Genomic DNA, 25956 nt, shown 5'->3' on the forward strand with positions numbered 1-25956 from the left:
TCACTCGTCTCCCTCGGAGCTGTCGCCCGTGCCGGGCAAATTCTGGAGGCGGTCGTACGCCTCGTTGATGTTGCCGGTGTTGCCAGCAGCCTCGAGAGAGGCGAGATAGCTGTCGTACTCGGCTTCGCTGACGACCTTGACGTTGAACAGCATCATCGAGTGGTACTCACCGCAGAGCTCGGCGCACTTTCCGGCGTACTCGCCCTCGCGCGTCGGCGTGAAGGACCAGTAGTTGTCCTTGCCGATGTACATGTCCTTCTTGTAGAGGAAGTCGATGATCCAGAAGGAGTGGATGACGTCGCGCGAGTTGAGCTTGATCTCGACCGTCTGGTTGACCGGGAGATAGAGCGTCGGCAGCTGGCTCTCGTCGATGTTCCCCTGCTCGTCGGGCTGGGCCTGGATGCCCATGCTCCAGACGGCATCGGAGCCGTCTTCCTCTTCGCCGTTGTACTGGAAGTCCCACGCCCACTGCTTGCCGATCGCGGTGATCGAGACGTCGGGATCTTCGTAACGGGTCTCGAGGATGGCCTGGTCACGCGCCGTGAAGGCGAAGAAGCCGACCACGAGGATCAGCGGCACGACCGTGTAGAAGATCTCGATCGGCATGTTGTAGCGCAGCTGGACAGGCAGACCCGTCTGGCCCTTGCGACGACGGTAGGCGATCATCGCCCACAGCATCAGGCCCCAGGTGACCACGCCGACCGCGAGCAGCACGATCCAGGAGTTGACCCACAGACCCGAGACCATCTCGGTCTTGTCCGTCGTCGGAACGCCGTCCTCCGTGAAGCCGGGGAGGAACCCGTTCAGCTCCGTCGGTGTGCATCCGGCGAGGACTGCGGCCGTTGCGATCCCGATGGGAAGAACGGCCCAGCGGAGACGGCGTTTCGAGTGCACGGTGCACCTTTCCGGGTCGCGGGTGTTGCTCCAGCCAGTCTAGAGCAAGCTCCCACGCTCTTCAGGCCAACCACACAGGTGAGCCCCCGCGGCGTGGGGAACGCGGATCGGGCCCGGGGGGTTCTGTCGAACCGCCGGGCCTGTCGGATTTCCGGAGTGATCAGTGGAAGCTGTCACCGCATGCGCAGCTGCCCGCGGCGTTGGGGTTGTCGATCGTGAACCCCTGCTCCGAGATCGTGTCCTTGAAGTCGATCGTGGCGCCGTCGAGGTAGGGCACGCTCATGTCATCGACGATGACCTCGACGCCGGCGAAGTCGATGGCCTTGTCGCCGTCGAGGAACCGTTCGTCGAAGTAGAGCTGGTAGATCAGGCCGCTGCACCCGCCGGGCTGCACAGCCACACGCAGGCGGAGGTCGTCGCGACCCTCCTGCTCCAGGAGGTTCTTCACCTTCTGTGCGGCGGCGTCCGTCAACGAGACGCCGTGCTCACGGGCGATCTGATCGGTCGTCAGGGCGGTGTCGGTCATGACGCTCCTTCGGGATGGGCCGCGCGCGGCGCGGGGACGATGGGTCGATTCTACGCGCCGTCCGCCGCAGCGAGGGCGGGCTCACGCGCCGCGTCGGTCCAGTCGCGCCAGCAGGAGCGCCTCCGCGGTCAGCGCGTGGCGGAAGGTGTCCAGGTGGAGCGACTCGTTGGGGCTGTGGGCACGGGCATGGGGGTCTTCCACCCCCGTGACGAGGATCTGCGCCTCCGGGAACGCTCGGACGAGGTCGGAGATGAACGGGATGGAGCCGCCCACGCCGAGATCCACCGGCGCGACACCGTACCCGGCCGCGAGAGCCTCGCGTGCCTCGGCGACCGCCCACCCGTCGGTGTCGACGAGAAACCCGTCCCCGAGGTCGACGTCGGAGAATTCGAGGTGTGCACCCCAGGGCGCATGTGCGCGAAGGTGGCTTTCGATCGCCGCGTATGCCTCGGCCGCCGGCTGCCCGGGGGCGATCCGGGCGCTCACGACCACGGCGACCTCGGGGCTGAGGGTGTTGGAGGCGTTGCGCACCGACGGGGCGTCGATCCCGGTGACCGTCAGGGACGGCTTGTTCCACAACCGGCTCAGGATCGATCCGGTTCCGATCGGCTGCACGCCGTCGGGCAGTCCGGCTTCCGCGCGCAGGGTGTCTTCGGGATAGTCGGGAGTCTCGCCGTCACGGGTGAGGAGCCCATCGACGGCGACGGCGCCGTCGGCATCCCACAAGGACGACAGGAGCGTCACGGCGGCCATCATCGCGTCGGGCACCGCCCCGCCGTACATCCCCGAGTGCGACGCGTGCTCGAGGGTGCGCACGGTCAGCGTGAAGCGTGCGTTGCCGCGCAGCGTCACGGTCAGGGCGGGCGTCGTCGCGTCCCAGTTCGTGGAGTCGGCGACGACGATCACGTCGGCTCGCAGATCATCGGCGTTGTCGGAGAGGAACTGCGCGAACGAGCGCGACCCCGCTTCCTCCTCGCCCTCGATGAACAGCGACAGCCCGAGATCGAAGTCCGGACCCACAGCGTCGACGAGGGCGCGGATCGCGCCGATGTGAGCCATGATGCCGGCCTTGTCGTCGGCAGCGCCGCGGCCGTAGAGACGCCCGTCCCGCACGGTCGGCTCGAAAGGCGGCGTGTCCCAGAGCGACTCGTCGCCGACCGGCTGCACGTCGTGATGCGCGTACAGCAGGATCGTGGGTCGGCCGTTGCGAGGGTGCCGGCGCGTCAGCACCGCGGGCTTGCCGACCTCATCCGTCCCGGGTATCGCCGCCCTCCGGATCGAGACCTCGTCGAACACCCCGGTCTTCTCGGCGAGTTCGGCCACCGCCGCGGCGGTTCGCCCAACTTGTGCCTCGTCGAACCCGGGGAAGGCGATGGACGGAATGCGCACCAGGGCGCCCAGATCGGCCAGCGCGGAGGGGATGCCGGCCGCGGCCGCGGCGGTGACCGCATCGTCGAGAGTCTGCTCAGAAGCCATGCGGGTAATCTTAAGTGCAGCAGTCACCGCGATCCGAGGATTCATCGTGCCCAACACCCCCGCCGCCCCGGCGCCCAAGGACGAGTCGACCGAGACAGAGACGTCGGTCGCCGGCAAGGGTCGTCCCACCCCCTCTCGTGCAGAGCGGGAGGCCGCCCGGAAGCGCCCCCTCGTGCCCGACACCAAAGAGGCCAAGGCGCGCCAGCGCGCCGAGCTGGCCGCCAAGCGCGAGAAGGCCCGGCAGGGAATGGCCGCCGGCGAGGAGAAGTACCTGCCGCAGCGCGACAAGGGTCCGCAGCGCAGGTTCGTCCGCGACTTCGTCGACGCGGGCTGGCACCTCGCTGAGTTCGTCATGCCGGCGATGATCCTCGTGATCGTCGCCACGCTCATGCCGGTCGTCGAGGTGCAGTACTACGCTCTCCTGGCGCTGTGGGGATTCATCATCTTCGTCGTCGGCGACATGATCTACACCTCGATCCGCGTGAAGGGCGCCGCCCGGGCCAAGTTCGGCGAGGACCGCCTCGAGAAGGGCCTCGGCTGGTACGGCGCCATGCGCATCGTGCAGATGCGCTTCCTGCGCCTGCCCAAGCCGCAGGTCACCCGCGGGCAGTACCCCGCCTGAGTTCGACCAGGCGCCGATTGATCTGGCGCGCCCACAGCGGCCCTCGGTACAGGAACGCCGTGTAGCCCTGCACGAGCGTGGCGCCGGCATCCAGCCGCTCCTGCACGTCGTCGCCCGTCTCCACTCCCCCGACGGAGATCACGCAGAAGTCGCTGTCGGGCACGGCAGCGCGCACCCGTCGCAGCACCTCGAGCGAGCGGCGGCGCAGCGGAGCGCCGGACAGCCCGCCGTCCCCCGCCGCGGCGACGACCGCCGGTTCGGTGCGGAGGTCGTCTCGGGAGATGGTGGTGTTCGTGGCGATGATGCCGGCCAGACCGAGATCCCGCGCGAGCAGGGCGATGGCCGTCACCTCCTCGTCGGGGAGGTCTGGCGCGATCTTGACCAGCAGCGGCGTTTCGCCGCTCGCGTCGCGGACCGACGTCAGCAGCGGGCGCAGGGTCTCGACGGCCTGAAGGCCGCGAAGTCCGGGCGTGTTCGGCGATGACACGTTGACCACGAGGTAGTCGGCGATCGGCGCGAGGAGCCGCGCGCTTCGCAGATAGTCGTCCGCGGCCGCCGCGACATCGACGACGCGGCTCTTGCCGATGTTGGCGCCGAGCACCGGGCGCGAACGCCGACGACGCAGTCGCAGCAGCCGCAGAGCCGCCACCTCGGCACCCTGGTTGTTGAACCCCATGCGGTTCACGACGGCGCGGTCGGGAACCAGTCGGAACAGTCGAGGGCGGGGATTGCCCGGCTGCGGGATGGCGGTGACGGTTCCCACCTCGACGTGACCGAAGCCGAGGGAGTGAAGGCCCGCCGCACCCGTGACGTTCTTGTCGAAGCCTGCCGCCACGCCGAAGGGCGACTCGAAGTCGAGGCCGAGAGCCCGCGTGCGCAGAACCGGCGACGGCGCGGCGAAGCGGCGCGTGAGCTCGCGCACGCCCGGCAGGCCGAGCGCGCGGATGACGATCATCGCGGCGTGATGGGCCGTCTCGGGGTCCGTGCGCGTGAGGACGGTCCGGAAGAGGAAGGGGTACATCCCCTTCAGGCTATCGGTCGCGCCCGCGCACCGATGACGCGTTCAGACCGACGTCTCCGCGGTCTCATCGAGCGAGGACCGCCCGTGACGATCGGCGTGGTCGACGCGAAGCTGCTCGATGGCCGCTTCGAAGTCCTCGAGGGAATCGAACGCCTGGTACACGCTCGCGAATCGCAGGAAGGCCACTTCGTCGAGGTCCCGGAGAGGGCGCAGAATCGCCAGTCCGATCTCGTTGGTGTCGATCTGCGAGGATCCGGTCTGGCGGATGGCATCCTCGACCGTCTGCGCCAGAACCGCGAGGTCGCTCTCGGTGACGGGCCTGCCCTGGCACGCCTTCCGCACGCCGCTCATGACCTTCTCGCGGCTGAAGGGCTCGATCACGCCGGACCGCTTGATGACGTTGAGACTCGCGGTCTCGATCGTCGAGAACCGACCTCCGCACTGCGGGCACTGTCTGCGGCGACGGATGCTCAGACCGTCGTCACTCGTGCGCGAATCGATGACGCGCGAGTCGGGATTGCGGCAGAACGGACAGTGCATCGCTCCCCTATCCCTCGAACCGCGCGGTGACCGCCTCGCCGTGCGCGGGAAGCGCCTCGGCTTTCGCGAGGGCGAGGATCCCCTCGGCAACCGCGTGCAGCGCGTCTCGGTCGTACCGGATGACCTGCTGAGGGCGAAGGAACGTCGACGCGGACAATCCCGACGTGTACCGAGACTGGCCGCCGGTGGGAAGCACGTGATTGCTGCCGGCGAGGTAATCGCCGAGGCTGACCGGCGACGAGTCGCCGACGAAGACGGCGCCGGCGTTCACGAAGCGCTCCACCTGGGCGTCCTCGAGCAGCACCTCGAGATGCTCGGGCGCATAGGCGTTGCTGAAGGCGATGGCGGTGTCGAGGTCATCCACGAGGATGATGGCGGACTGGACGCCGCGCAGGGCCTCGATGGCTCGCGCGGCGTTGCGGGTGCCGGAGACGCGGGCCTCGACCTCGCGCGTCACGGCTTCGGCGAGTTCCGCGGACGGCGTGACGAGCACCGCGGAGGCCTGCTCGTCGTGCTCGGCCTGGCTGATGAGGTCGACCGCCACGAATCGCGGATCCGCCGAAGCGTCGGCGACGATGAGGATCTCCGTCGCTCCGGCCTCGGAGTCGACGCCGACGACTCCCGCGACGACACGCTTGGCGGAGGCCACGAAGTTGTTGCCCGGCCCGGTGACGACGTCGACGGGCTCGAGGCCGATCTCGGACACGCCGTAGGCGAAGGCGCCGATCGCTCCCGCCCCGCCGACCGCGTAGACCTCGTCGATTCCGAGCAGGCGTGCGGCCGCCAGGATGTCGGGGTGCACGCGCCCGCCATGCTCCGCCTGCGGCGGCGAAGCGAGGGCGATGCGCGCCACACCGGCAACCTGTGCCGGCACGACGTTCATGACGACCGAGGAGGGGTAGACCGCCTTGCCGCCGGGAACGTAGACCCCGGCGCGGGCGACGGGACGCCAGCGCTGCTCGATGACAGCCCCGCGGGCGATCTCCGTCGTCACCGCGGGCGGGACCTGTGCTCGCGACGCGTGACGCACACGAGCGATCGCCTCTTCGAGAGCACGCCGCACTCCGGGGTCGAGACGATCGAGCGCCTCGACGAAGTGTTCCTCCGGCACACGGAGCGCATGCCCCTCGACCCGATCGAAGCGCGCCGCCTGCTCGCGGAGCGCCGTCTCGCCGCGCTCGGCCACGTCGGAGACGATGGCAGCGGCGGCGGACAGCGCATCCGCCCTGGCCACGCCCGCGCGCGGCACGGCGGCGAGCAGCTCGGCGGGCGTGAGCGCACGACCGCGCAGATCGATGGTGCGGAGCATCCCTCTAGGCTAACCGCCCGCGGTCAGCCGCGTGTGACGCCGTCGACCTCGTGGAGGTAGCCAACGCGCCCGTCTTCGTCGCGCACCACGAAGACCTCCCCGCGATCCTCGATCACGAGTGCCCAGGCGGTCGGGCCGATGCGGAACAGCGGTGCCCCCGTCTCATCGAGAACGTCGCGTTCCTCGGGGACGAGCGCCCAGAAGGCCTGCTGGCGAACCGAGCGTTCGCTCTCGACGGTCTCTCCCGGCTCGACCGCCTCGAAGGTGTCGCGCGTCTGGCGAGGAGTGAAGACGTCGAGGTCGTCATCGTCGCGATCGGACGGCGCGTCATCCTCTGCCGCACCGGTCCACCCCGCCCCCGGCGCGGTGTCGTCCGCCGCAGGAGCCGCAGCCGGAGCGGGAGCGGACGGACGGGCGGGACGCGGCACCACCGCGCGGACAGGACGGGCGTTCCGGTGAGCGGGAACTTCGGGGCGGTCGTGGAAGTCCGCGGCGAAGACGGGGATGAGGGGGGCGAAGACGGTCAGGACGACACCGGCGAGCATGAGCACCAGTTCGACCCAGACCACCCACGAGCGCAGCCACAGACCGCTGTCGATCGCCACGGCGACGGTCTCCCACACCATCTGCAGCCACAGAAGAGCGGCGAAGGAGAACACGACCGACGCGAACTGATCGATTCCGAGCGAACCGACGCGGCGGATGCCCTGCGGCGAGAGCCGGCGGAGCGCCAGGAGGAACACCGCGGCCGTCGGGAGGCCGATCGTGATGATCCACAGCAGCCCCGACGTCCAGACCGAGTCGAATCGCGCGACGGTCACCGAGAAGAACGAGACGACGAAGGCGACCAGCCACACGCCTCCGAGCGCGACTTCGCGGATGCTGAAGGGACCGACGCCATACGGTCCCGCGGCCTCCTCGCCGACGGTGCTCTCCCCCGCGGGGGTCGTCCGCTCGGGGACCTCGGTCGTGTCGTCGTACTGCTCGTCGGTCACAATCGTCCTTCCTTGCGCGGAGTGCTCGCGCGCCGTCCGATCCTACCCGCGTCGAATGAGACGCACATGAGATCGACGCCGCCGCCGAGCCGATTCAGCCCAGGCAGTTGGGTCCGAGCAGCCCCTTCAGATCTCCGTAGAGATCCGCAGACACCGACACCGGCATCGGAACCTCGAACACCTTCGCGGTGCCGCCCTTGTGCAGGCGCAGTGTCACCTCCGTGTCGCCCGAGTGCCGACGAAGCACATCGGCCAGGTCCGCCACCAGGCGCTCGGTCGCCCGCTGCTCTGGGACGGCCAGCACCAGCGGCCCGGACGCGTCGAACGAGCCGAGATCGGGTGCGAAGGCCGCCTGCGCGTGAAGGTTGAGTCCGTCGTCGCGGCGAGACACGCGCCCGCGCACGACGAGGATCGAGTCGGCCTGGAGCATCGTCTGGAACTCCGTGTAGGTCTTGCCCATGAACATGACCGTCACCTCACCGTTGAAGTCTTCGACGGTGACCATTCCATAGGGATTGCCGCTGGACTTCGCGACGCGATGCTGCACGCTCGTGAGAAGCCCCGCCACCGTCACCTGGTCGCCGTCCTGCAGCTCCTCCGACGCGAGCAGGTCGTGGATGGAGATCGACGCATGCTTGGCGAGAGGGATCTCGAGCCCGGCGAGAGGATGGTCGGACACGTACAGGCCGAGCATGTCGCGTTCGAAGGCCAGCTTGTCCTTCTTCGTCCACTCGGGACGCTCGGGGACCTTCGCGACCTGCTGCGGCTCGTCGTCGCCCCACAGGCTGTCGAAATCGAACCCCACTTCGCCGTGTGCCTCGCGGCGCTTGTCGAGCACGGCCTGCTCCACGGCATCCTCGTGGATCTCCACGAGCGCCCGGCGGGTGTGTCCCAGCTCGTCGAAGGCGCCGGCCTTGATGAGCGATTCCACCGTGCGCTTGTTCGCCACCTGTGCCGGAACGCGGTTCAGGAAGTCGTGGAAGGAGAGGAACGGTCCGCTCTGGCGCGTCTGCACGATCGCCTCGACGACGTTCGCACCGACGTTCCTGACCGCCTCGAGCCCGAAACGGATGTCTTCGCCGACGGCGGCGAAGAAGCGGATCGACTCGCCCACGTCTGGTGGGAGCACCTTGATGCCCATGCGGCGGCACTCGTTGAGGTACATCGCGAGCTTGTCTCGCGAATCGCCGACGCTCGTGAGGAGCGCCGCCATGTATTCAGCCGGGTAGTGGGCTTTGAGATAGGCGGTCCAGTACGACACGAGCCCGTATGCGGCGGTGTGAGCCTTATTGAACGCGTAGTCCGCGAAGGATTCCAGAACCCGCCACAGCGTTCCCTGCGCTTCGTCGGAGAACCCGCGCTCGGTCATGCCGCCGAAGAAGATCTCCTTCTGCTTGTCGAGTTCCGACTTCTTCTTCTTGCCCATCGCGCGTCGCAGCAGGTCGGCCTGCCCGAGCGTGTATCCGGCGACCCGTTGGGCGACGGCCATCACCTGCTCCTGGTAGACGATCAGGCCGTAGGTCGTGTCGAGGATGTCGGCGAGCGGCTCGGCGAGCTCGGGATGGATCGGCTCGATCTCCTGCTGCCCGTTCTTGCGCAGCGCGTAATTGATATGCGAGTTCACGCCCATGGGACCCGGGCGGTAGAGCGCGAGCACGGCCGAGATGTCTTCGAAGTTGTCGGGCTTCATCAGACGCAGCAAGGAGCGCATCGGTCCGCCATCGAGCTGGAAGACCCCGAGCGTGTCACCGCGGGTCAGCAGTTCGTACGACGCCTGGTCTTCGAGATCGAGATCCTCGAGAACGAGCGGCGTGCCCCGGTTCATCTCGATGTTGTCGAGCGCGTCGTTGATGATGGTGAGGTTGCGCAGCCCCAGGAAGTCCATCTTGATGAGGCCGAGGGATTCGCACGCGGGGTAGTCGAACTGCGTGACGATCTGACCGTCCTGCTCCCGGCGCATGATCGGGATGATGTCCAGCAGCGGCTCGCTCGACATGATCACGCCCGCGGCGTGCACACCCCACTGGCGCTTCAGGTTCTCCAGCCCGATCGCGGTGTCGAAGACGGTCTTCGCCTCGGGGTCGGTCTCGATGAGGGTGCGGAACTCCCCCGCCTCCTTGAAGCGCGGATGCTCCTTGTCGAACATGCCGTTCAGGGGCATGTCCTTGCCCATGACCGCAGGCGGCATCGCCTTGGTGAGCCGGTCCCCCATGCTGAACGGGAACCCGAGCACCCGGCCGGCGTCCTTGAGGGCCTGCTTGGCCTTGATGGTGCCGTACGTGACGATCTGCGCCACGCGCTCGTCGCCGTACTTCTCCGTCACGTACTGGATGACCTCGCCCCGGCGACGGTCGTCGAAATCGACGTCGAAGTCGGGCATCGAGACACGATCGGGATTGAGGAAGCGCTCGAAGATCAGACCGTGCTTGAGGGGGTCGAGATCGGTGATCTTCATGGCGTATGCGACCATCGACCCGGCACCCGAACCGCGACCGGGACCGACGCGGATGCCGTTGTCCTTTGCCCAGTTGATGAAGTCGGCGACGACCAGGAAGTAACCGGGGAAGCCCATCTGGGTGATGACCCCGGTCTCGTACTCCGCCTGCTTGCGCACCTCGTCGGGAACACCGCCGGGATAGCGCTCGTGCAGGCCCTTCTCGATCTCCTTGACGAACCACGAATCCTCGGTCTCCCCGTCGGGAACCGGGAAGCGCGGCATGTAGTTCGCACTCGTGTTGAACTCGACGTCGCAGCGCTCCGCGATCAGCAGCGTGTTGTCGCAGGCCGATGGATTGTCGCGGAAGATCTGCCGCATCTCGGCGGGCGACTTGATGTAGTAGCCGTCACCGTCGAACTTGAACCGCTTCGGGTCGTCGAGGGTGGAGCCGGACTGCACGCACAGCAGCGCCGCATGGCTCGTGGCGTCGTGCTGATGCGTGTAGTGGGAATCGTTCGTGGCCAGGAGCGGGATGTCGAGGTCTCGAGCGATCTTCGTGAGATCCTCCAGGACGCGGCGCTCGATCGACAGGCCGTGATCCATGATCTCGGCGAAGTAGTTCTCCTTGCCGAAGATGTCCTGGAACTCGGCGGCCGCAGCGCGGGCGGCGTCGTACTGTCCGAGCCGAAGCCGCGTCTGGATCTCCCCCGACGGGCACCCCGTCGTGGCGATGAGGCCCTTGGCGTACTTCTGCAGAATCTCGCGGTCCATGCGGGGCTTGAAGTAGTAGCCCTCCATGCTCGCGAGCGAGGACAGCCGGAAGAGATTGTGCATCCCCTCCGTCGACTCCGACAGCAGCGTCATGTGCGTATAGGCGCCGGCGCCCGACACATCGTCACTCGACTGCTCGGGCGAGCCCCACCGCACGCGCGCCTTGTCGGAACGGTGCGTTCCGGGGGTGACGTACGCCTCGATGCCGACGATCGGCTTGATGCCGACGTTCTTGGCCGCCTTGTAGAACTCGAACGCCGCGAAGGTGTTGCCGTGGTCGGTCACGGCGATCGCGGGCATCTCGAGGCGAGCCGCCTCCTGCACCATCGCGTCGATGCGGGCGGCGCCGTCGAGCATCGAGTATTCGCTGTGTACGTGCAGGTGAACGAAGGAGTCGGATGCCACCCGTCGAGTCTAGGTCGGGCTCCGGACACCGCGCAGAGCACCTCCGGAGCGTCGGATAGCGTGGAGCGGTGCCCACACCCGACTTCATCCTCGACCTGCGTCGTTTCATCGGCACCCGTCCGCTCTTCCTGTCCGGGGTGACCGCCGTCATCGTGCGCGACGACCACGTGCTGCTCGGTCGCCGCTCCGACAACGGCGCACTCACGCCCATCACGGGCATCGTCGATCCCGGGGAGGAGCCGGCCGATGCCGCTGTCCGCGAGGCCGCCGAGGAGGCCGCCGTGCGCATCCGCGTGGACCGTCTGTCGTGGGTGCACCAGATCCCGCGCATCACCTACGCGAACGGCGACCAGACCGACTACCTCGATCTGACCTTCCGCTGCTCGTGGGTTTCGGGGGAGCCCTATCCGGCCGACGGCGAGATGACCGAGGTCGACTGGTACCCGCTCGCGGACCTCGACGCATCGGACATCGACGACGACATGCGCAGGCGGATCGCCGCGGCGCTCGCGGACGGCCCCACCGTCTTCGAAGGCGGTCGCTGACGCGTCGGCATCCTTCGCCTCGGGTCAGTCCGCCCGAAGCACCTCGAGGGCGTGCGAGAGATCGTCGGGGTAGGCGGATGTGAAGCTCACCCGGCTCCCCGAGACCGGGTGATCGAAGCCGAGCCGGCGGGCGTGCAGCCATTGGCGGATGAGACCGAGCCGCTCCGACATGCTGGGGTCAGCGCCGTAGAGGGGATCGCCGACGCACGGATGCCGATGAGCGGCCATGTGCACCCGGATCTGGTGGGTGCGGCCGGTCTCGAGTCGGATCTCGAGCAGCGAAGCGCCGCGGAACGCCTCCACCGTCTCGTAGTGGGTCACCGAGTCCTTGCCGGCGGGGGTCACGGCGAACTTCCACGAATGGGACGGATGCCGCCCGATCGGGGCGTCGATCGTGCCGGTGAGGGGATCGGGATGCCCCTGGACGACCGCGTGATAGATCTTCTCGACCTCACGCTCCTTGAAGGCCCGCTTCAGGGCCGAGTAGGCGGTCTCCGTCTTCGCCACGACCATGAGGCCGCTCGTGCCCACATCCAGCCGGTGCACGATGCCCTGCCGTTCGGGCGCCCCGCTCGTCGCGATCCGGAACCCTCCGGCTGCAAGCGCTCCGAGCACCGTCGGCCCCTCCCACCCGACGGATGGATGCGCGGCGACCCCCGACGGCTTGTCGACGACCACGATGTCGTCGTCCTCGAAGACGATACCGAGGTCGGGCACTGCGACCGGCACGACCGCCGGCCCGCGCTTGTCCTGCCACGTGACGTCGAGCCACATGCCGGATTCGAGGCGATCGGACTTGCCGAGCGACCGACCACCCGACGCGACACCGCCCGATTCGGCCACTTCCGCCGCGAAGGTGCGGGAGAAGCCGAGCATCTTCGCCAGCGCGGCATCCACGCGCGCGCCCTCGAGCCCGTCCGGGACGGGGATCATGCGCGACGGCACGTCAGTCCTTCACCTGCTCATCGGATTCGGCGGGCGTCTCGCGATGCTCGCGCGTTCCGTCGAGGCGCACACCGCGAAGGATGAGCACGGCCACGACGACCATCATCGTGACGATGAACATGTCGGCGACGTTGTAGATCGCCGGGTTCATCCAGAACCACATCCACGGCGTGAGGATGAAGTCGACGACGTGACCCACACCGAAGCCCGGCTCCCGGAACAGCCGGTCGAACAGGTTCCCGAGCACCCCGCCGAGCAGGAGTCCGAGCGTGACGGCCCAGACGCGCGAACGCACCGACCGGACGACGATCACCGGAATCGCGACGGCGACGGCACCGAGCGCGATGGTGAAGATCCAGGTGTACTCCTCGCCGAGCGAGAAGGCCGCACCCGGGTTGTAGACGAGATACCACTGCAGGAACTCGCCCCAGACCGGGACGGCTTCGCGAAGCGGCAGGTTCTCGATGGCGAGGTACTTCGACAACTGGTCGGCGGCCAGCACCGACGCCGCGAGGATCGCGACGAGGATACCGGCCGCCGCCGTGTGAAGAGGGGCTCTGCCTCTCAAAGGCCGATCGCCGACACCGGGGTCGAGCCCGACGACGTCGACGTGGTCTCGAGATCGCGCAGCTTGCCTTCGATGTAGCTGCGCAGCTGAGCGCGGTAGTCGCGCTCGAAGTTGCGCAACTCGGTGATGCGACCCTCCAAGGTGGTGCGCTCGCGCTCGAGGCGCGCCATCTCGTCGCGGCCCTTCGCCTCGGCCTCGGCCACGATCGTCGCCGCACGCGACTGCGCGTCTGCGATGAGCTGGTCGCGCTGAGCCTGGCCCTCGGCGACGTGCTCGTCGTGGAGACGCTGAGCGAGTTCGATGATGCCGGCGCTCTGGGCACCGGCGGCTCCACCGGCAGCAGCCGCGGGAGCCTCGGCGACGGGAGCGGCGGCGGGGGCCTCCGCCTCCTCGGCGGCGGGCGCCTCGGCGGCGGCCGGAGCCTGCTCGCCCGACTCGTACGCGGCGAGCTTCGCCTTCAGCTCCTCGTTCTCGGCGAGGGCCTTGCGCCACTCCACGACGATCTCGTCGAGGAAGTCGTCCACCTCGTCCGGGTCGAATCCTTCTTTGAACCGGACGTGCTGGAACTGCTTGGTGACGACGTCATCGGGGGTCAATGCCATGGGTGGTACCTCTTTCGAGCGCGTATCGCTTGCCGATGTGGGGCCCGAAGGCGGATGCCGACGGGGTCGCTTTCAGAAAAGCATAGTCCGGGGTTCCGGGGGTGTCGAAGGGACTCACCCCGCGGCGATGGTGCGGGTCACCGAGAGCAGGATGAAACACAGCAGCATCGTGAGGGCGAAGCCGAAGTCGATGGCCACCGCGCCGACGCGCAGCGGAGGGATGAAGCGACGGAACAGCCGGATGGGCGGATCGGTGACCGTGTAGACCACTTCGGCGAGCACGAGACCGAAACCGCGCGGTCGCCACTCGCGATTGAACACCGGGATCCACTCGAGCACGAGACGCCCGAGGAGAACGAACACGTAGATCAGCAGCAGGAAGTTCAGGACCCCTGCGATGACCTGGATGACGCCCACGACCTAGGAGGTCTGTGCGAACGGCACCGCATCGGGATCGGCCTGGGCGACAGCGCCCTCGCCCGATACCGAGACGTTCTCGGGCGACAGCAGGAAGACCTTGCTGGTCACCCGCTCGATGCGCCCGTACAGCCCGAGAGAGAGGCCGCTGGCGAAGTCGATGAGACGTCGCGCATCGGCGTCGCTCATCTGCGACAGGTTGATGATCACGGGCACGCCGTCGCGGAAGCTCTCGGCGATGACCTGCGCGTCGCGGTACTGCTTGGGGTGCACCGTCAGGATCTCACTGACCTGGGTGGCGACCGGCTGGCGCACGACGGCGGGGCGGTGGATCGGCGTCACCGGCGCCGTGGTCTTCTCCGGCGCCTGCGCCTTGCGCGCGGGCTGCGACTCGGCCTCGTCGTAGACCTCTTCTTCGTCCGCGAGTCCGAGATACACCATGGACTTCTTCAGCACGTTCGACATCGTTCCTCCCTGTTCGCCTGTCGGCGAGGATCGCTCATCCTGTTTCCGAGGTTAACCGTGGTCGGGCCTGGGACCCGTGATTGCCGAGCCGATCCGCAGGTGTGTCGCACCCGCGGCGATCGCCTCGGCGAAGTCGGCGGTCATCCCCGCCGACATCCATGTCGCCGTGGGCACGACGCTGCGCACGCGTTCGGCATATCCGGCGAGCGTCGCGAATGCCGATGCCGGCTCCACGTCGAGGGGCGCGACGGCCATGACGCCGCGCAGCGCGAGCGTCTCGCATCCGGCGACGTGCTCGGCGAGACGCTCCAGGTCGCCCGGGGCGACGCCGCCGCGACCCGGATCGTCGGTGAGATTCACCTGGACCAGCACATCGAGCGGCGGCAGCCCCTCGCCGGCACGATCCAGGGCATCCGCGAGCTTCTCGCGGTCGACCGAGTGCACGACGGAGGCAGCGGCCCGGATCGCCCGGGCCTTCTTGGTCTGCGCCTGTCCGATGAAGTGCCAGCGAAGACCGTCCAAAGGGCCGATCTCCCCGGCTTTGGCGCTGAACTCCTGCTGGCGGTTCTCCCCCACATCCCGCACCCCAAGCCCGTAGAGCTCTGTCACGAGGCTCGCGGGATGGAACTTCGTCACCACGATGCGCGTGAGTTCCGCGGGGGAACGACCGACCGCCCGCGCCGCTTCCGCGACACGGGCGTCGAGGTGCGCAAGTCGCTGCGCAAGACCTTCTTCGGCCACCGACTACTTCAGGAAGTCGGGGATGTCGAGGTCGTCGTCGTTGAACGCGGAGTCGTAGGACGACTCCGGCAGAGCCGGTGCCGCCACCGAGACCTTCTCCGCCGGCGCGGGCTCCTCGTCGCGCTCCTTGGCCGCTTCATCAGCCGGCGTCGCGGGAAGCACCGGCGCGGTGGTCGTGGTCACGCGCGCCGTGCCCACCGGGTCGAGACGGAGAGAAGGCTCCCCGCCGTCGAACCCCGCCGCGATCACCGTCACCCGCACCTCGTCGCCGAGCGTGTCGTCGATGACCGTTCCGAAGATGATGTTGGCCTCGGGGTGCGCGGCCTCCTTGACGAGCTGAGCCGCATCGTTGATCTCGAAGATGCCCAGGTTCGATCCGCCCTGGATCGACAGCAGCACGCCGTGCGCACCCTCGATCGAGGCTTCGAGCAGAGGCGACTCCACCGCGAGCTCGGCCGCCTTGATGGCGCGGTCGGCGCCCCGAGCGGAGCCGATTCCCATAAGGGCGGAGCCCGCACCCTGCATGACCGACTTGACGTCGGCGAAGTCGAGGTTGATGAGGCCCGGCGTGGTGATGAGGTCGGTGATGCCCTGCACACCGGCCAGAAGCACCTGATCGGCGGTGGCGAACGCCTCCATCATCGAGATGCCGCGATCGCTGATCTCCAGGAGCCGGTCGTTCGGCACCACGATGAGGGTGTCGACCTCTTCCTTCAGCTTCGCCACGCCCGACTCGGCCTGGCTCTGTCGCCGGCGCCCCTCGAAGGAGAAGGGCTTGGTCACGACACCGATGGTGAGTGCGCCGATGGACTTCGCGATCTTGGCGACGACGGGCGCTCCCCCCGTGCCGGTGCCACCGCCCTCTCCCGCCGTGACGAAGACCATGTCTGCGCCCCGCAGGGCCTCTTCGATCTCCTCGGCGTGGTCTTCGGCCGCGCGTCGACCCACCTCGGGGTCGGCTCCGGCGCCGAGCCCGCGGGTGAGCTCACGCCCGACGTCGAGCTTGACGTCGGCGTCGCTCATCAGCAGCGCCTGGGCGTCGGTGTTCACGGCGATGAACTCGACGCCGCGAAGGCCGAGTTCGATCATGCGGTTGACCGCGTTGACGCCGCCGCCGCCGACGCCGACGACCTTGATCACCGCAAGGTAGTTCTGGTTCTGGCTCATGCGGGCCTCCGTCTCGTCCGAACCCAAGTTTCAACCTCTACTAGAGGCTTAAAGAATTGCCCGGTATGCAATTCCTGAGATCGAAGGTATGCGTCCACGACCCCAAGATCCGGAGGGCGTCGGCGTGTCGCGCAAACGTCGTTCGGCGTCGTCGGGCGCGTCATCCCACGACGACGACATCGGGCGATGACACGTCGTACGAGGAGACGTCCTCGGGAGGCGTCGCCGCCATCTGGCGCTCGAGCACCAGGGCCTTGAGGGCCGAGTCGTCGGCATTGCCCCACACGATGTCGGTGTCCGTGCCGCCCAGCGTGAGGGTGACGTCATCGGCCGAGGAGGCCGATACGGCGGTCACCTGCGCGCGGATCGCCTCCGGGAGGCTTCGGACGACCTGCCCGACCGCCTCGAATGCCGCAGACCCGGTGCCGCCGACCACTTCCAGCACCGGCTCGCCTTCCGGCGCCTCGGGTGTGGTCGACAGCGCGACGCCCGCGGCATCGACCAGCGTGAAGCCCGCGGGGCCGTCGATCACGCCCACCGGCGTGCGCTCGACGATGCGCACGACGAGGTCGTGGGGAGGTCGCGCTTCGAGCGTGTAGGTCTCCACGAGCGGGAACGTCACGAGCGTGGCTTTGACGGCGCTCTCGTCGACGAGGGGCAGCGGCGTGCCGAGCTGACCAGACAGCGCTTCCTCGACGCTCGCGGCGTCGAGGGTGTCCGCACCGACGACGCGGATGCGCTCCACGGCGAACAGCGGGGAATACGCCGCACCGAGGGTCACCACCACGAGGGCGACCACCGCCCCGGCCGACCAGAGCCATGCCGCTCGCCGTCGTCGTTGACGAACGGTGAAGCGACGCATCTCGGCCCGGAGCGCCCGCCGACGCGCGCGAGCGGCTCGCCAGACGGCACGCCATCCCGTCGCCTCGGACGCGGCACGCGCATTCCGCGACGCGCTCCCGCCCCGCGCGCGATCGAGGCCGACGACGGGTGCGATTCCGGCGGGTCCGTCGTCATCGGCTTCGTCGGCGACGCGCACAGCGTCGTCGAGGTCGTCGAGGCCCTCGTCACCGGGCGAGTGGTCGCCGCGTGCCGCCTCGGCGCGCGCTGCGCGCACATCGACGGCGTCGTTCGAGCGCTGCGGCGGCGGGAGCGGAGAGGGCCGGCGCACCGCCTGCTACTTCCCCGCCGGAGCGTCCGTCGTGCCCGCCAGGGCCTCGAGAACCTGCGGGATGATCAGGTACACGTTCCCGCAGCCGAGGGTGATGATGTAATCGCCGGCCCGCGCGACCGACGCGGTGTAGTCCGCCGCATCCTGCCAATCCCGGACGAACGCCACGCGGTCCGACTGCTCGAAGGCATCGGCGACGAGCTCGCCGGTCACGCCCGGGACGGGATCCTCGCGGGCTCCGTAGACGTCGAGGACGACCGTGTGGTCTGCGTGCGACTCGAGCACCTCGGCGAACTCCCGGAACATCGCCTGCGTGCGCGAGTACGTGTGCGGCTGATGCAGGGCGATGATCCGGCCCTCGCCGATCACGGTGCGGGCTGCGGCCAGGGCGGCCGCGACCTCGGTCGGGTGGTGCGCGTAGTCGTCGAACACGCTGACCCCCCTCTCGACGCCGTGGAGCTCGAATCTGCGCACCGTGCCGGTGAATCCCCCGACGGCACGTGCGGCGCTGTCCAGCCGCCACCCCAGCGACAGCAGCACCGCCATGGCTCCGGTGGCGTTGAGCGCGTTGTGGGCACCCGGGATGGGCAGACGAACATCCACGCGTTCGCCGGCGTGTTCGACGGCGAAGGAGACGGGGCCGTCGGTTCGAAGGTCCACGAGACGCACGTCGGCGTCGTCGCTCACCCCGAACGTGACGACGTTCTCATGCGTCATCCGCTCCCGCACGCGACGCGCGCCGCGGTCGTCGGCCGAGATGACGACGGCTTCGCGCGCGGCGTCGGCGAACCGGGCGAACGCGTCGTCGAAGGCGTCCGCGGTGCCGTAGTGGTCGAGATGGTCCGCGTCGATGTTGGTGATGAGGGCGATCGAGGTCTCGTAGAGCAGGAAGGTGCCGTCGGACTCGTCGGCCTCGATGACCACCAGGTCGTCGGCACCCATGCCACTCGAGGCTCCGAGCTGCGCGATGACCCCTCCGTTGACGAACGTCGGGTCATCGCCCAGGTCGCGCAGGGCGGTGACGATCATGCCGGTCGAGGTGGTCTTGCCGTGCGCCCCCGCAACCGACACCAGCCGACGGCCGCCGATGAGCCAGTACAGCGCCTGCGAGCGGTGGATCACGTGCAGACCGCGCTCTTTCGCGAGGAGGAACTCGGGGTTCTCCGCCCAGATCGCGCCGGTGTGGACGACCGTGTCGACGTCGTCCGCGAGATTCGCGGCGTCGTGCCCCACGTGCACGGTCGCGCCGAGCTCCGCCAGCTCGCGCAGGGCGGCGCTGTCGGCACGGTCCGAACCGGACACGCGGATGCCGCGCTGCAGGAACATGCGGGCAAGGCCCGACATGCCCGAGCCGCCGATGCCGATGAAGTGCGCAGCCTCGATCCGCTCGGGGATCGGCAGGGAGAGGTCGGGTCTGATCATGACCCGACAATCCTAGGCCGGGCAGGGTGACCCACCCTCCCGGCGCGCTGGGAGTGGGCTGTTCGTGTTGACACGTTGCGATCGCGACGACCATGATGAGCGCCGATGAGACTCACCGTCGACGCCTCCCTCGCCGTCCCCCCGTTCGAGCAGCTCCGCACGCAGATCGTCGATGCCGTGCGAGACGGCTCGCTCACGCCCGGCTCGCGCCTGTCGCCGGTGCGCGCGCTCGCGCAGCAGCTCGGCGTCGCACCGGGCACGGTGGCGCGCGCGTATCGGGAGCTCGAGGCGGCGGGGGTCATCGAGACGCGTGGCCGTGCCGGCACCTTCGTCGCGATGTCGACCGATCCCGCGCGTCGACGGATCGAGGCGGCGGCTGCCGACTTCGCCGAGCAGGTGCACATGGTCCGGATGGACGCCGACGAGGCCCTCGCCCTCGTCGCGGACGCCCTCCGGCGCTGATCGCGCGCGCTTCGAGAGGACATCGCGCCCCGAGAGGAAGCCGGGCACCGCATCCGTCCTCCTTGACCGGGATCTCCTCTGCACGCGTGGCGGAGTCAGCGCCGCGTCACGCCAGGGCGCGATCGATCATCGCGATCACGTTCTCGGTCCCCGACCGGGTTCCGACGCGGGCCGACGCGCGAACCATCTCCTGCCGCCGCTCGGCGTCGGCCAGCAGGGGCAGCACCTCGTCGCGCACGGCGCCCGGCGTGAACTCCGCGTCGGCGATGAGGCGCGCCGCTCCGGCGCGCACCGCGGACGAGGCGTTGAGGGCCTGCTCGCCGTTTCCGACGGCGTACGGCACGTAGACGGCCGGGATGCCCAGGGCGCTGACCTCCGACACCGTGGCCGCGCCGGCGCGCGAGACGATGACGTCGGCGAGAGCGAAGGCGAGGTCCATCCTGTCGACGTACCGACGCACGGTGTAGCCGGGTACCCCCGGATCCGACAGGGTCGACCGCTCCCCCGTCACGTGCAGCAGCTGCCAACCGGCGTCGAGCACATCGCGCCACGCGGCGCCGTGCCCGTCGCCGAACGCCTCGTTCAGCCGCTGGGCGCCGAGCGATCCGCCGAAGACGAGCAGCACCGGGCGATCCTCGTCGAGGTCGAACAGCTCAGCGGCCTGCGCGCGCCGCGCGTCTCGGTCGAGGTCGACGATCTCGCGGCGAAGCGGCATGCCCACGACGGACGAGCGCTTCAGCGGCGTGCCGTCGAAGGCCACGCCCACGCCGGCGGCGCGGCGGGCGCCGAGGATGTTCGCCAGACCCGGCTTGGCGTTGGCCTCGTGCACGACGAACGGCACGCGGGCACGGGATGCGGCAACGTAGGCGGGCGCGGAGGCATACCCGCCGAACCCCACGACGACGTCGACGCCGCGATCCTCCAGGTGACGCCTCACCTGCGAGATGGCGCGCCGGAATCGCGTCGGGAAGGCCGCGGCATTCCGGTTCGGCCGACGAGGGAAGGGCACCTTGTCGACGAAGAGCAGCTCATAGCCCCGTTCCGGCACCAGCCGCGCTTCGAGGCCCTCCCTCGTGCCGAGGACGAGCACCTCAGCCTCGGGATCGCGGTCGCGGAGCCCGTCGGCGACCGCGAGGAGCGGATTGACATGCCCGGCGGTGCCGCCGCCGGCGAGGAGGTAGGTGGTCACTCACCCGATCCTCGCACGTCGACCGGGATTCGGCGGAGCGCCGACCGATGGGGTGCGCGTCGGCAGGGAACGCGCACACGCCAGCAGCACACCGGTCGCCACCAGGAGCGACAGGAGAGAGGTGCCTCCCTGTGACATGAAGGGCAGCGGCACCCCGAGCACCGGGAAGACGCGCAGCACCACCCCGATGTTGATGAGCGCCTGGCCGACGATCCACACCGTGACGGAGCCGGCGACGATGCGGACGAAGGGATCGTCGGTCTTGCGGATCACATGGAAGGCGCCGACGGCGTAGAGGGCGAAGAGCGCGAGCACCACGACACAGCCGATGAGGCCGAGCTCCTCTCCGACGATGGCGAAGATGTAGTCGTTGGCGGCGGCGGGAAGCCAGTTGTACTTCTCCTTGGAGTTCCCGAGCCCGAGACCGAAGACACCTCCCTGCGCCAGCCCGAAGATGCCGTGCATCGGCTGATAGCACTCGTCGAAGTAATCGCAGTTGGCATCGAGGAAGCTCATGATGCGCGCCATGCGGTTCGGGCTGGTGACCGCCAGCGCCGCGACCGAGCCGACGGCGATGATCAGCGGCAGGATGAAGATGCGCAGCTTCACGCCCGAGAAGAACAGTGCCGACAGCACGATCAGAACGAGGATCATGGCCGTGCCGAGGTCACGTCCGGCGAGCACCGTCGCGATCACCGCGCCGGCGACCGGGACCACGGGGATGAAGACGTGACGCCACAGCCCCAGCAGCGTGCGCTTGCGGAAGAGGACGAACCCGAGCCAGAGCGCGAGGGCGAGCTTCAGGAACTCGGACGGCTGCGCCTGAATGCCGCCGATGACGATCCAGTTCCGGTTTCCGTCGTTCTCGACGCCGAGGGGGGTGAACACGAGCAGCTGGAAGACGGTGGCCCCGATCAGCGCGGGCCACGCGATGCGCTTCCAGAAGGCGATGGGAAGACGGCTCGCGATGAACATGAGCGGGATGCCGAGGACGGCGAAGACCGCCTGCTTCATCGCCGCATCCCACGGCGCGACGCCCGATGCGGTGGAGGTCGCCGATGTCGCGGAGAGGATCATGACGAGCCCGAAGCCGGTGAGGATCAGCGCCGTCGAGGCGATGAGGAGGAATTCACTCGGCACCGGAGCGAACACGCGGCCGAGCGAGACGCGCGCGGTCAGGCCACCTCTCGAGCCGCCGTCGTCAGATGTCGCCGGGGACGGGCTGTGCGTCGTGGTCACCCTGACTCCCCCTCGCAAGACGATCCTTCACCGCGTCGGCGAAACGCCGGCCGCGATCGGCGTAGGAGGAGAACTGATCGAAGGATGCCGCTGCCGGAGCGAGGAGGACCACGTCTCCGTCGGCGGCGACGCCCGCCGCCAGTTCGACGACCCGTGCCATGACCTCTTCAGTGTCATCGGAGGCGACCTCGAACACCGGCACCGCGGGGGCGTGTCGTTCGAATGCCGCCACCAGGTCCGCGCGGTCGGCTCCGATGAGGATCGCCGCCTTCACCGCCGGCCCACGCTCGGCGACGAGGCCCGTGATGTCGACACCTTTGAGCTGACCCCCGACGACCCAGACCGCACCCGGATACGCCGCCAGAGACGACGCGGCCGCGTGGGGGTTCGTCGCCTTGGAGTCGTCGACCCAGGTGATCCCGGCCTCTGCGGCGACGACCTCGATGCGGTGCGGATCGAGCGTGAACGCGGTGAGCGCGTCGCGGACCGCCGCCGGCGGCGCACCGACCGCGCGCGCCAGAGCGGCCGCCGCCAGGATGTTCGATACGACGTGGGGAGCGCCGAGCCCTCGGGCATCGAGATCGGCGAGCGTCGTGAGCTCCAGCGCGCTGGTGCGACGGTCATCGAGGAAGGCACGGTCGACGACGATGCCGTCGACGACGCCCATGTCGCTCGGGCCCGGCACGCCGAGGTCGAATCCGATCGCTCGGGCCCCCTCGACCACCTCGGCGTCCTCCACCATGCGTCGCGTGGCCTCGTCGGACTTGTTGTAGACGCACGCGATGCGCGTGTGGTCGTAGACATGGGCCTTGGCATCGCGGTAGGCCTCGAACGACCCATGCCATTCGAGGTGGTCATCGGCGAGGTTCAGGCACACGCTGGCGGCCGGCGAGACGGGCTGGGGACCCCTCTGGAGCCCGAGATACCACAGCTGGTGACTCGAGAGCTCGACGACGAGGACGTCGAAGCCCGCGGGGTCGCGCACCGCGTCGAGCACCGGCGTGCCGATGTTGCCGACGGGAGCGGCGCGCAGGCCCGCGGCGACGAGCATCGTCGCCGCCATCCGCGTCGTCGTCGTCTTGCCGTTGGTGCCGGTGACCAGCACCCAGTCCGCGGGCGATCCGTCCGCGCGCGTCACCTTGTCGCGCACGCGCCACGCGAGCTCGACGTCGCCCCACAACGGGATGCCGGTCTCCTGCGCCCAGGAGATGACAGGGTGGTGCGGGGCGAACCCGGGCGAGGCGATCACGACCTCCGGTGCGAAGTCGACGAGGTCGCCGGGGACGGTATCCAGCGAGCCCGTCCACGCGCGCACGCCGATCACGGGAAGCAGCCGAGCGTATTCCTGCGAAGCGCTCTCGGTGACGACGAGCACGTCCGCGCCCAGTTCCGCGAGCGTGTCGGCGACCGAGAATCCGGTGACCGAGAGGCCGAGCACGGCGACCTTCACCCCCTTCCAGTCGGCATACCAGCTGGTGAGGGAGGACAGGCGGGCGTCGTCGGTCATGTGCGCGTGAGCCATTCCACGTAGAAGAGTCCGACACCCGAGACGGCCAGGAGGCCCGCGATGATCCACATGCGCACCACGATCGTGACCTCCGACCATCCCCGCATCTCGAGGTGGTGGTGCAGGGGACTCATGAGGAACAGGCGCCTGCCCCGGGTGAGCTTGAAGTACAGGCGCTGCAGGATGACGGAACCGGATGCGATGACGTAGACGCCGGCGACGAGCACCATCAGCAGCTCGGTGCGGGTGAGGATCGCCATCGCGGCGATGACGCCCCCGATCGCCATCGACCCGACATCGCCCATGAAGACGTTCGCCTTGGGCGCGTTCCACCAGAGGAAGCCGACGAGTGCCCCGACGAAGGCGGCCGACACGATGGCGAGGTCGAACGGGTCGCGCACCTCGTAGCACCCCGCCTGCACGTCGGGCTGGAGGACCTTGCCCCCCGCACACGCCTGGTTGAACTGCCAGAAGGCGATGAGACTGTAGGCGCCCACGACGAAAATCCCCGCTCCGGCGGCGAGTCCGTCCAGTCCGTCCGTCACGTTCACGGAGTTCGATGCCGCGACGCCGATCAGCATGATCCACGCGAGGTAGATGAGCCATCCGATGATCGGCGCGAGCGCGAAGAAGTACAGGATGGGCACGTCGCGGAAGACCGAGACGTACGGCGAGGCGGGCGTCGTCCCCGCGAGATTCGGGAAGCTGAGCCCGACGACGGCGAACGGCACCACGACGATGACCTGTCCGATCACCTTGCGCCAGCCCGACAGCCCGAGGCTGCGCTGACTGCGCACCTTCAGGTAGTCGTCGATGAAGCCGACCACGCCGAACCCGACCATGAGCCACAGCACCATGAGTCCCGAGATGGTCGGCGGATTGTTGCCGACGTAGGCGCCGATGAAGTATCCGACGATGGTGCCGACGATGAAGATCGTGCCGCCCATGGTCGGCGTGCCGCGCTTCGCGCCGTGGCGGGGGTTGTTGCCGGTCTCAGGGGTCCGGATGACCTGACCCCACCCCCACGCCCGGAACAGGCGCAGGAAGACCGGCGTGAGGAAGAGCGTGAAGGCCAGCGAGATCGCCGCTGCCGTCAGGAGCGACCTCATGAGAACGCCTCGCCGAGCCGGTCGCCGAGGTGGCGCAGTCCCGCGGAGTTCGACGACTTCACGAGCACGCGGTCGCCGTCCCGCAGCTCCGTGACGAGGTAGTCGTACGCCTCGTCCGCGGTCGAGAAGAACACCGCCTCGCCGTCCCAGGAACCCTCGCCGACCGCCGAGAGGAACAGACGCCGGGCGTCGTCGCCGACGACGACGATCCGCTGCACGCCCAGGCGAACGGCGAGCAGCCCCACTCGGTCGTGCTCCTCCCCCGCGTACTCGCCGAGCTCGCTCATGGCGCCGAGGACGGCGACCATGCGCTCATCGCGCGCAGTGATCTGCGCCAGGGTGCGCAGCGCGGCGGCCATGGAGTCGGGGCTCGCGTTGTAGGCGTCGTTGATGATCCGCACGCGGTCGCCGCCGAGCGGCTGCATGCGCCAGCGCTCGGCCAATTCGACGGCTTCCAGCCGGGCGATCGCGGCATCGAGGTCGACGCCGAAGGAGGTGGCGGCGGCGAGAGCCGCGAGCGCGTTCATCACGTGGTGCTCGCCGAGCACGCGCAGCCGCAGGGTGCGCGCCTCGCCGTCGACGACGATCGCGGCGACGGTGCCCGTCGCCGTCACCTCCACGTCGACCGCACGGACCTCCGCCCGTTCCCCGCGGCCGAACCAGCGCACCGACGCACCGATCTCCTCGGCGATGGGCGCCATCGCCGACACCCGCGGATCGTCGGCGTTCAAGACCGCGACCCCTCCCGGGCGGAGCGCACGGACCAGCTCGGATTTCGCGTGGAAGGTCGCCTCGATCCCGCCGAAGCCGCCCGCATGGGCCATGCCCACCATGAGCACCACGCCGAGGTCGGGCTCGACCAGGCCGGCGAGGCGGGCGATCTCCCCCGGCGCGCTCGCGCCGAACTCGCTCACGAGGAAGCGGGTGTCGTCGTCGACGCGCAGCATGGTCAGCGGCGCACCGACCTCGTTGTTGAAGGATGCGCGAGGGGCCACCGTGTCGCCCTCGTCCTGAAGTATGCGCGCGAGCAGGTTCTTGGTCGTCGTCTTGCCGTTGGAGCCGGTGATCCCGGCGATGCGGAGGTCACCGCGTGCGCGGACGACCCCGACGACGTGCCGGGCGAGCGCGGCGATGGCGTCGACGACGTCGTCGACCACGACCTGCGAGATCGGCGCATCGATGTGCCGCTCCACGAGAGCGAGAGCCGCACCCGCGTCGGCGGCTCCACCGACGAACAGGTGTCCGTCGGTGGCCTCGCCGGGCTTGGCGACGAAGACGTCGCCCGGTCCGATGTTGCGGGAGTCGGTGTCGACGGCGCCGGAGACGACGGTCCCAAGGGTGTCGGAGCCGACGAGGACGGGGCGGCCCGAGACGATCCGGGCGAGCTGTGCGATGGTGAGGGCGATCATGT

25 protein-coding genes are annotated in these 25956 nt (G+C 69.0%); 3 read left to right on the top strand and 22 right to left on the bottom strand.

From position 1 onward, the window contains the following. From coxB to ACGG9C_RS12940, 3 genes are all read right to left on the bottom strand, one after another. On the bottom strand, positions 1-894 hold the full coding sequence (gene coxB, locus ACGG9C_RS12930) for a cytochrome c oxidase subunit II (protein WP_194383275.1): 894 nt from the start codon (positions 892-894) through the stop codon (positions 1-3). A 160-nt stretch (positions 895-1054) separates the two neighbouring features. Then, a complete protein-coding gene (gene erpA, locus ACGG9C_RS12935) occupies positions 1055-1420 on the bottom strand; it encodes an iron-sulfur cluster insertion protein ErpA (protein ID WP_194383276.1) in 366 nt (121 codons plus the stop codon). Between the two features lie 81 nt (positions 1421-1501). Then, the gene (locus ACGG9C_RS12940) at positions 1502-2896 is read right to left on the bottom strand and encodes a dipeptidase (protein WP_286717312.1); all 1395 of its coding nucleotides are present in this window, start codon (positions 2894-2896) and stop codon (positions 1502-1504) included. Between the two features lie 46 nt (positions 2897-2942). Here ACGG9C_RS12940 and ACGG9C_RS12945 point away from each other — a divergent pair, with 46 nt between their 5' ends. Continuing rightward, on the top strand, positions 2943-3518 hold the full coding sequence (locus ACGG9C_RS12945; protein ID WP_228480754.1) for a DUF3043 domain-containing protein: 576 nt from the start codon (positions 2943-2945) through the stop codon (positions 3516-3518). Here ACGG9C_RS12945 and ACGG9C_RS12950 read toward each other — a convergent pair. The 5 genes from ACGG9C_RS12950 to dnaE all read right to left on the bottom strand — a co-directional run bounded on the left by ACGG9C_RS12950 (position 3493) and on the right by dnaE (position 10948). After that, entirely contained in the window at positions 3493-4539 is a 1047-nt protein-coding gene (locus ACGG9C_RS12950) for a quinone-dependent dihydroorotate dehydrogenase (RefSeq protein WP_194383279.1), read from the bottom strand. The genes ACGG9C_RS12945 and ACGG9C_RS12950 overlap by 26 nt on opposite strands. A 42-nt stretch (positions 4540-4581) precedes the next feature. Further along, complete coding sequence (nrdR, locus tag ACGG9C_RS12955) at positions 4582-5079, bottom strand: transcriptional regulator NrdR (RefSeq protein ID WP_390178704.1); 498 nt, start codon at positions 5077-5079, stop codon at positions 4582-4584. Positions 5080-5086: 7 nt separating this feature from the next. Further along, positions 5087-6388 (bottom strand): histidinol dehydrogenase, encoded by a 1302-nt coding sequence (gene hisD / locus ACGG9C_RS12960; RefSeq protein WP_194383280.1) that lies wholly within the window; start codon positions 6386-6388, stop codon positions 5087-5089. A 23-nt stretch (positions 6389-6411) separates the two neighbouring features. Continuing rightward, a complete protein-coding gene (locus tag ACGG9C_RS12965; protein WP_194383281.1) occupies positions 6412-7383 on the bottom strand; it encodes a hypothetical protein in 972 nt (323 codons plus the stop codon). Positions 7384-7477: 94 nt separating this feature from the next. Then, positions 7478-10948, bottom strand: coding sequence for a DNA polymerase III subunit alpha (gene dnaE / locus ACGG9C_RS12970; RefSeq protein WP_071043764.1), 3471 nt, complete (start codon positions 10946-10948; stop codon positions 7478-7480). A 116-nt stretch (positions 10949-11064) separates the two neighbouring features. On the opposite strand from dnaE, the gene ACGG9C_RS12975 reads away from it, so the two are divergent. Further along, complete coding sequence (locus ACGG9C_RS12975) at positions 11065-11541, top strand: NUDIX domain-containing protein (protein WP_390178705.1); 477 nt, start codon at positions 11065-11067, stop codon at positions 11539-11541. A 24-nt stretch (positions 11542-11565) separates the two neighbouring features. Here the strand turns inward: ACGG9C_RS12975 and ACGG9C_RS12980 are convergent, their stop codons facing one another. From ACGG9C_RS12980 to murC, 9 genes are all read right to left on the bottom strand, one after another. Then, complete coding sequence (locus ACGG9C_RS12980) at positions 11566-12486, bottom strand: RluA family pseudouridine synthase (protein ID WP_390178706.1); 921 nt, start codon at positions 12484-12486, stop codon at positions 11566-11568. A 1-nt stretch (position 12487) separates the two neighbouring features. Beyond that, positions 12488-13054, bottom strand: a complete 567-nt coding sequence (lspA, locus tag ACGG9C_RS12985; RefSeq protein ID WP_390178707.1) for a signal peptidase II — start codon at positions 13052-13054, stop codon at positions 12488-12490. Next, complete coding sequence (locus ACGG9C_RS12990; RefSeq protein ID WP_194383286.1) at positions 13051-13656, bottom strand: DivIVA domain-containing protein; 606 nt, start codon at positions 13654-13656, stop codon at positions 13051-13053. The genes lspA and ACGG9C_RS12990 overlap by 4 nt, the downstream gene beginning before the upstream one ends. Positions 13657-13770: 114 nt before the next feature. Continuing rightward, positions 13771-14073: a YggT family protein gene (locus ACGG9C_RS12995; RefSeq protein ID WP_071043664.1), complete on the bottom strand. Its 303-nt coding sequence runs from the start codon at positions 14071-14073 to the stop codon at positions 13771-13773. A gap of 3 nt (positions 14074-14076) precedes the next feature. Continuing rightward, on the bottom strand, positions 14077-14538 hold the full coding sequence (locus ACGG9C_RS13000) for a cell division protein SepF (RefSeq protein WP_390178708.1): 462 nt from the start codon (positions 14536-14538) through the stop codon (positions 14077-14079). Positions 14539-14589: 51 nt separating this feature from the next. Continuing rightward, positions 14590-15279 carry a YggS family pyridoxal phosphate-dependent enzyme gene (locus ACGG9C_RS13005; RefSeq protein ID WP_194383287.1) on the bottom strand — a complete coding sequence of 230 codons (690 nt, stop codon included), beginning with the start codon at positions 15277-15279 and terminating at the stop codon, positions 14590-14592. A gap of 3 nt (positions 15280-15282) precedes the next feature. Further along, the gene (gene ftsZ / locus ACGG9C_RS13010) at positions 15283-16446 is read right to left on the bottom strand and encodes a cell division protein FtsZ (RefSeq protein ID WP_194383288.1); all 1164 of its coding nucleotides are present in this window, start codon (positions 16444-16446) and stop codon (positions 15283-15285) included. Between the two features lie 160 nt (positions 16447-16606). Then, a complete protein-coding gene (locus ACGG9C_RS13015) occupies positions 16607-17617 on the bottom strand; it encodes an FtsQ-type POTRA domain-containing protein (protein ID WP_390178709.1) in 1011 nt (336 codons plus the stop codon). A gap of 6 nt (positions 17618-17623) precedes the next feature. Further along, positions 17624-19039, bottom strand: coding sequence for a UDP-N-acetylmuramate--L-alanine ligase (gene murC / locus ACGG9C_RS13020; protein ID WP_194383289.1), 1416 nt, complete (start codon positions 19037-19039; stop codon positions 17624-17626). A gap of 105 nt (positions 19040-19144) precedes the next feature. Between murC and ACGG9C_RS13025 the strand changes: the two genes are divergently transcribed. Then, positions 19145-19501, top strand: coding sequence for a GntR family transcriptional regulator (locus ACGG9C_RS13025; protein ID WP_194383290.1), 357 nt, complete (start codon positions 19145-19147; stop codon positions 19499-19501). Positions 19502-19607: 106 nt separating this feature from the next. On the opposite strand, the gene ACGG9C_RS13030 is transcribed toward ACGG9C_RS13025, so the two are convergent. Genes ACGG9C_RS13030 through murF form a run of 5 tightly spaced genes read right to left on the bottom strand, consistent with a single transcriptional unit; the run spans position 19608 to position 25954 of the window. Further along, a complete protein-coding gene (locus tag ACGG9C_RS13030; protein WP_194383291.1) occupies positions 19608-20690 on the bottom strand; it encodes a glycosyltransferase in 1083 nt (360 codons plus the stop codon). Then, positions 20691-21929 carry a putative lipid II flippase FtsW gene (ftsW, locus tag ACGG9C_RS13035; RefSeq protein ID WP_194383292.1) on the bottom strand — a complete coding sequence of 413 codons (1239 nt, stop codon included), beginning with the start codon at positions 21927-21929 and terminating at the stop codon, positions 20691-20693. Beyond that, positions 21892-23451 carry a UDP-N-acetylmuramoyl-L-alanine--D-glutamate ligase gene (gene murD, locus ACGG9C_RS13040; RefSeq protein WP_390178710.1) on the bottom strand — a complete coding sequence of 520 codons (1560 nt, stop codon included), beginning with the start codon at positions 23449-23451 and terminating at the stop codon, positions 21892-21894. Before murD ends, ftsW begins: the two co-directional genes overlap by 38 nt. Continuing rightward, the gene (gene mraY, locus ACGG9C_RS13045) at positions 23433-24545 is read right to left on the bottom strand and encodes a phospho-N-acetylmuramoyl-pentapeptide-transferase (RefSeq protein WP_194383293.1); all 1113 of its coding nucleotides are present in this window, start codon (positions 24543-24545) and stop codon (positions 23433-23435) included. Before mraY ends, murD begins: the two co-directional genes overlap by 19 nt. After that, positions 24542-25954 (bottom strand): UDP-N-acetylmuramoyl-tripeptide--D-alanyl-D-alanine ligase, encoded by a 1413-nt coding sequence (murF, locus tag ACGG9C_RS13050; protein WP_286793815.1) that lies wholly within the window; start codon positions 25952-25954, stop codon positions 24542-24544. The genes mraY and murF overlap by 4 nt, the downstream gene beginning before the upstream one ends. Positions 25955-25956 lie beyond the last annotated feature (2 nt).

The sequence above is a fragment of the Microbacterium sp. MTN4-26 genome (assembly GCF_042846595.1).
GTDB classification, from domain to species: Bacteria; Actinomycetota; Actinomycetes; order Actinomycetales; family Microbacteriaceae; genus Microbacterium; species Microbacterium luteum.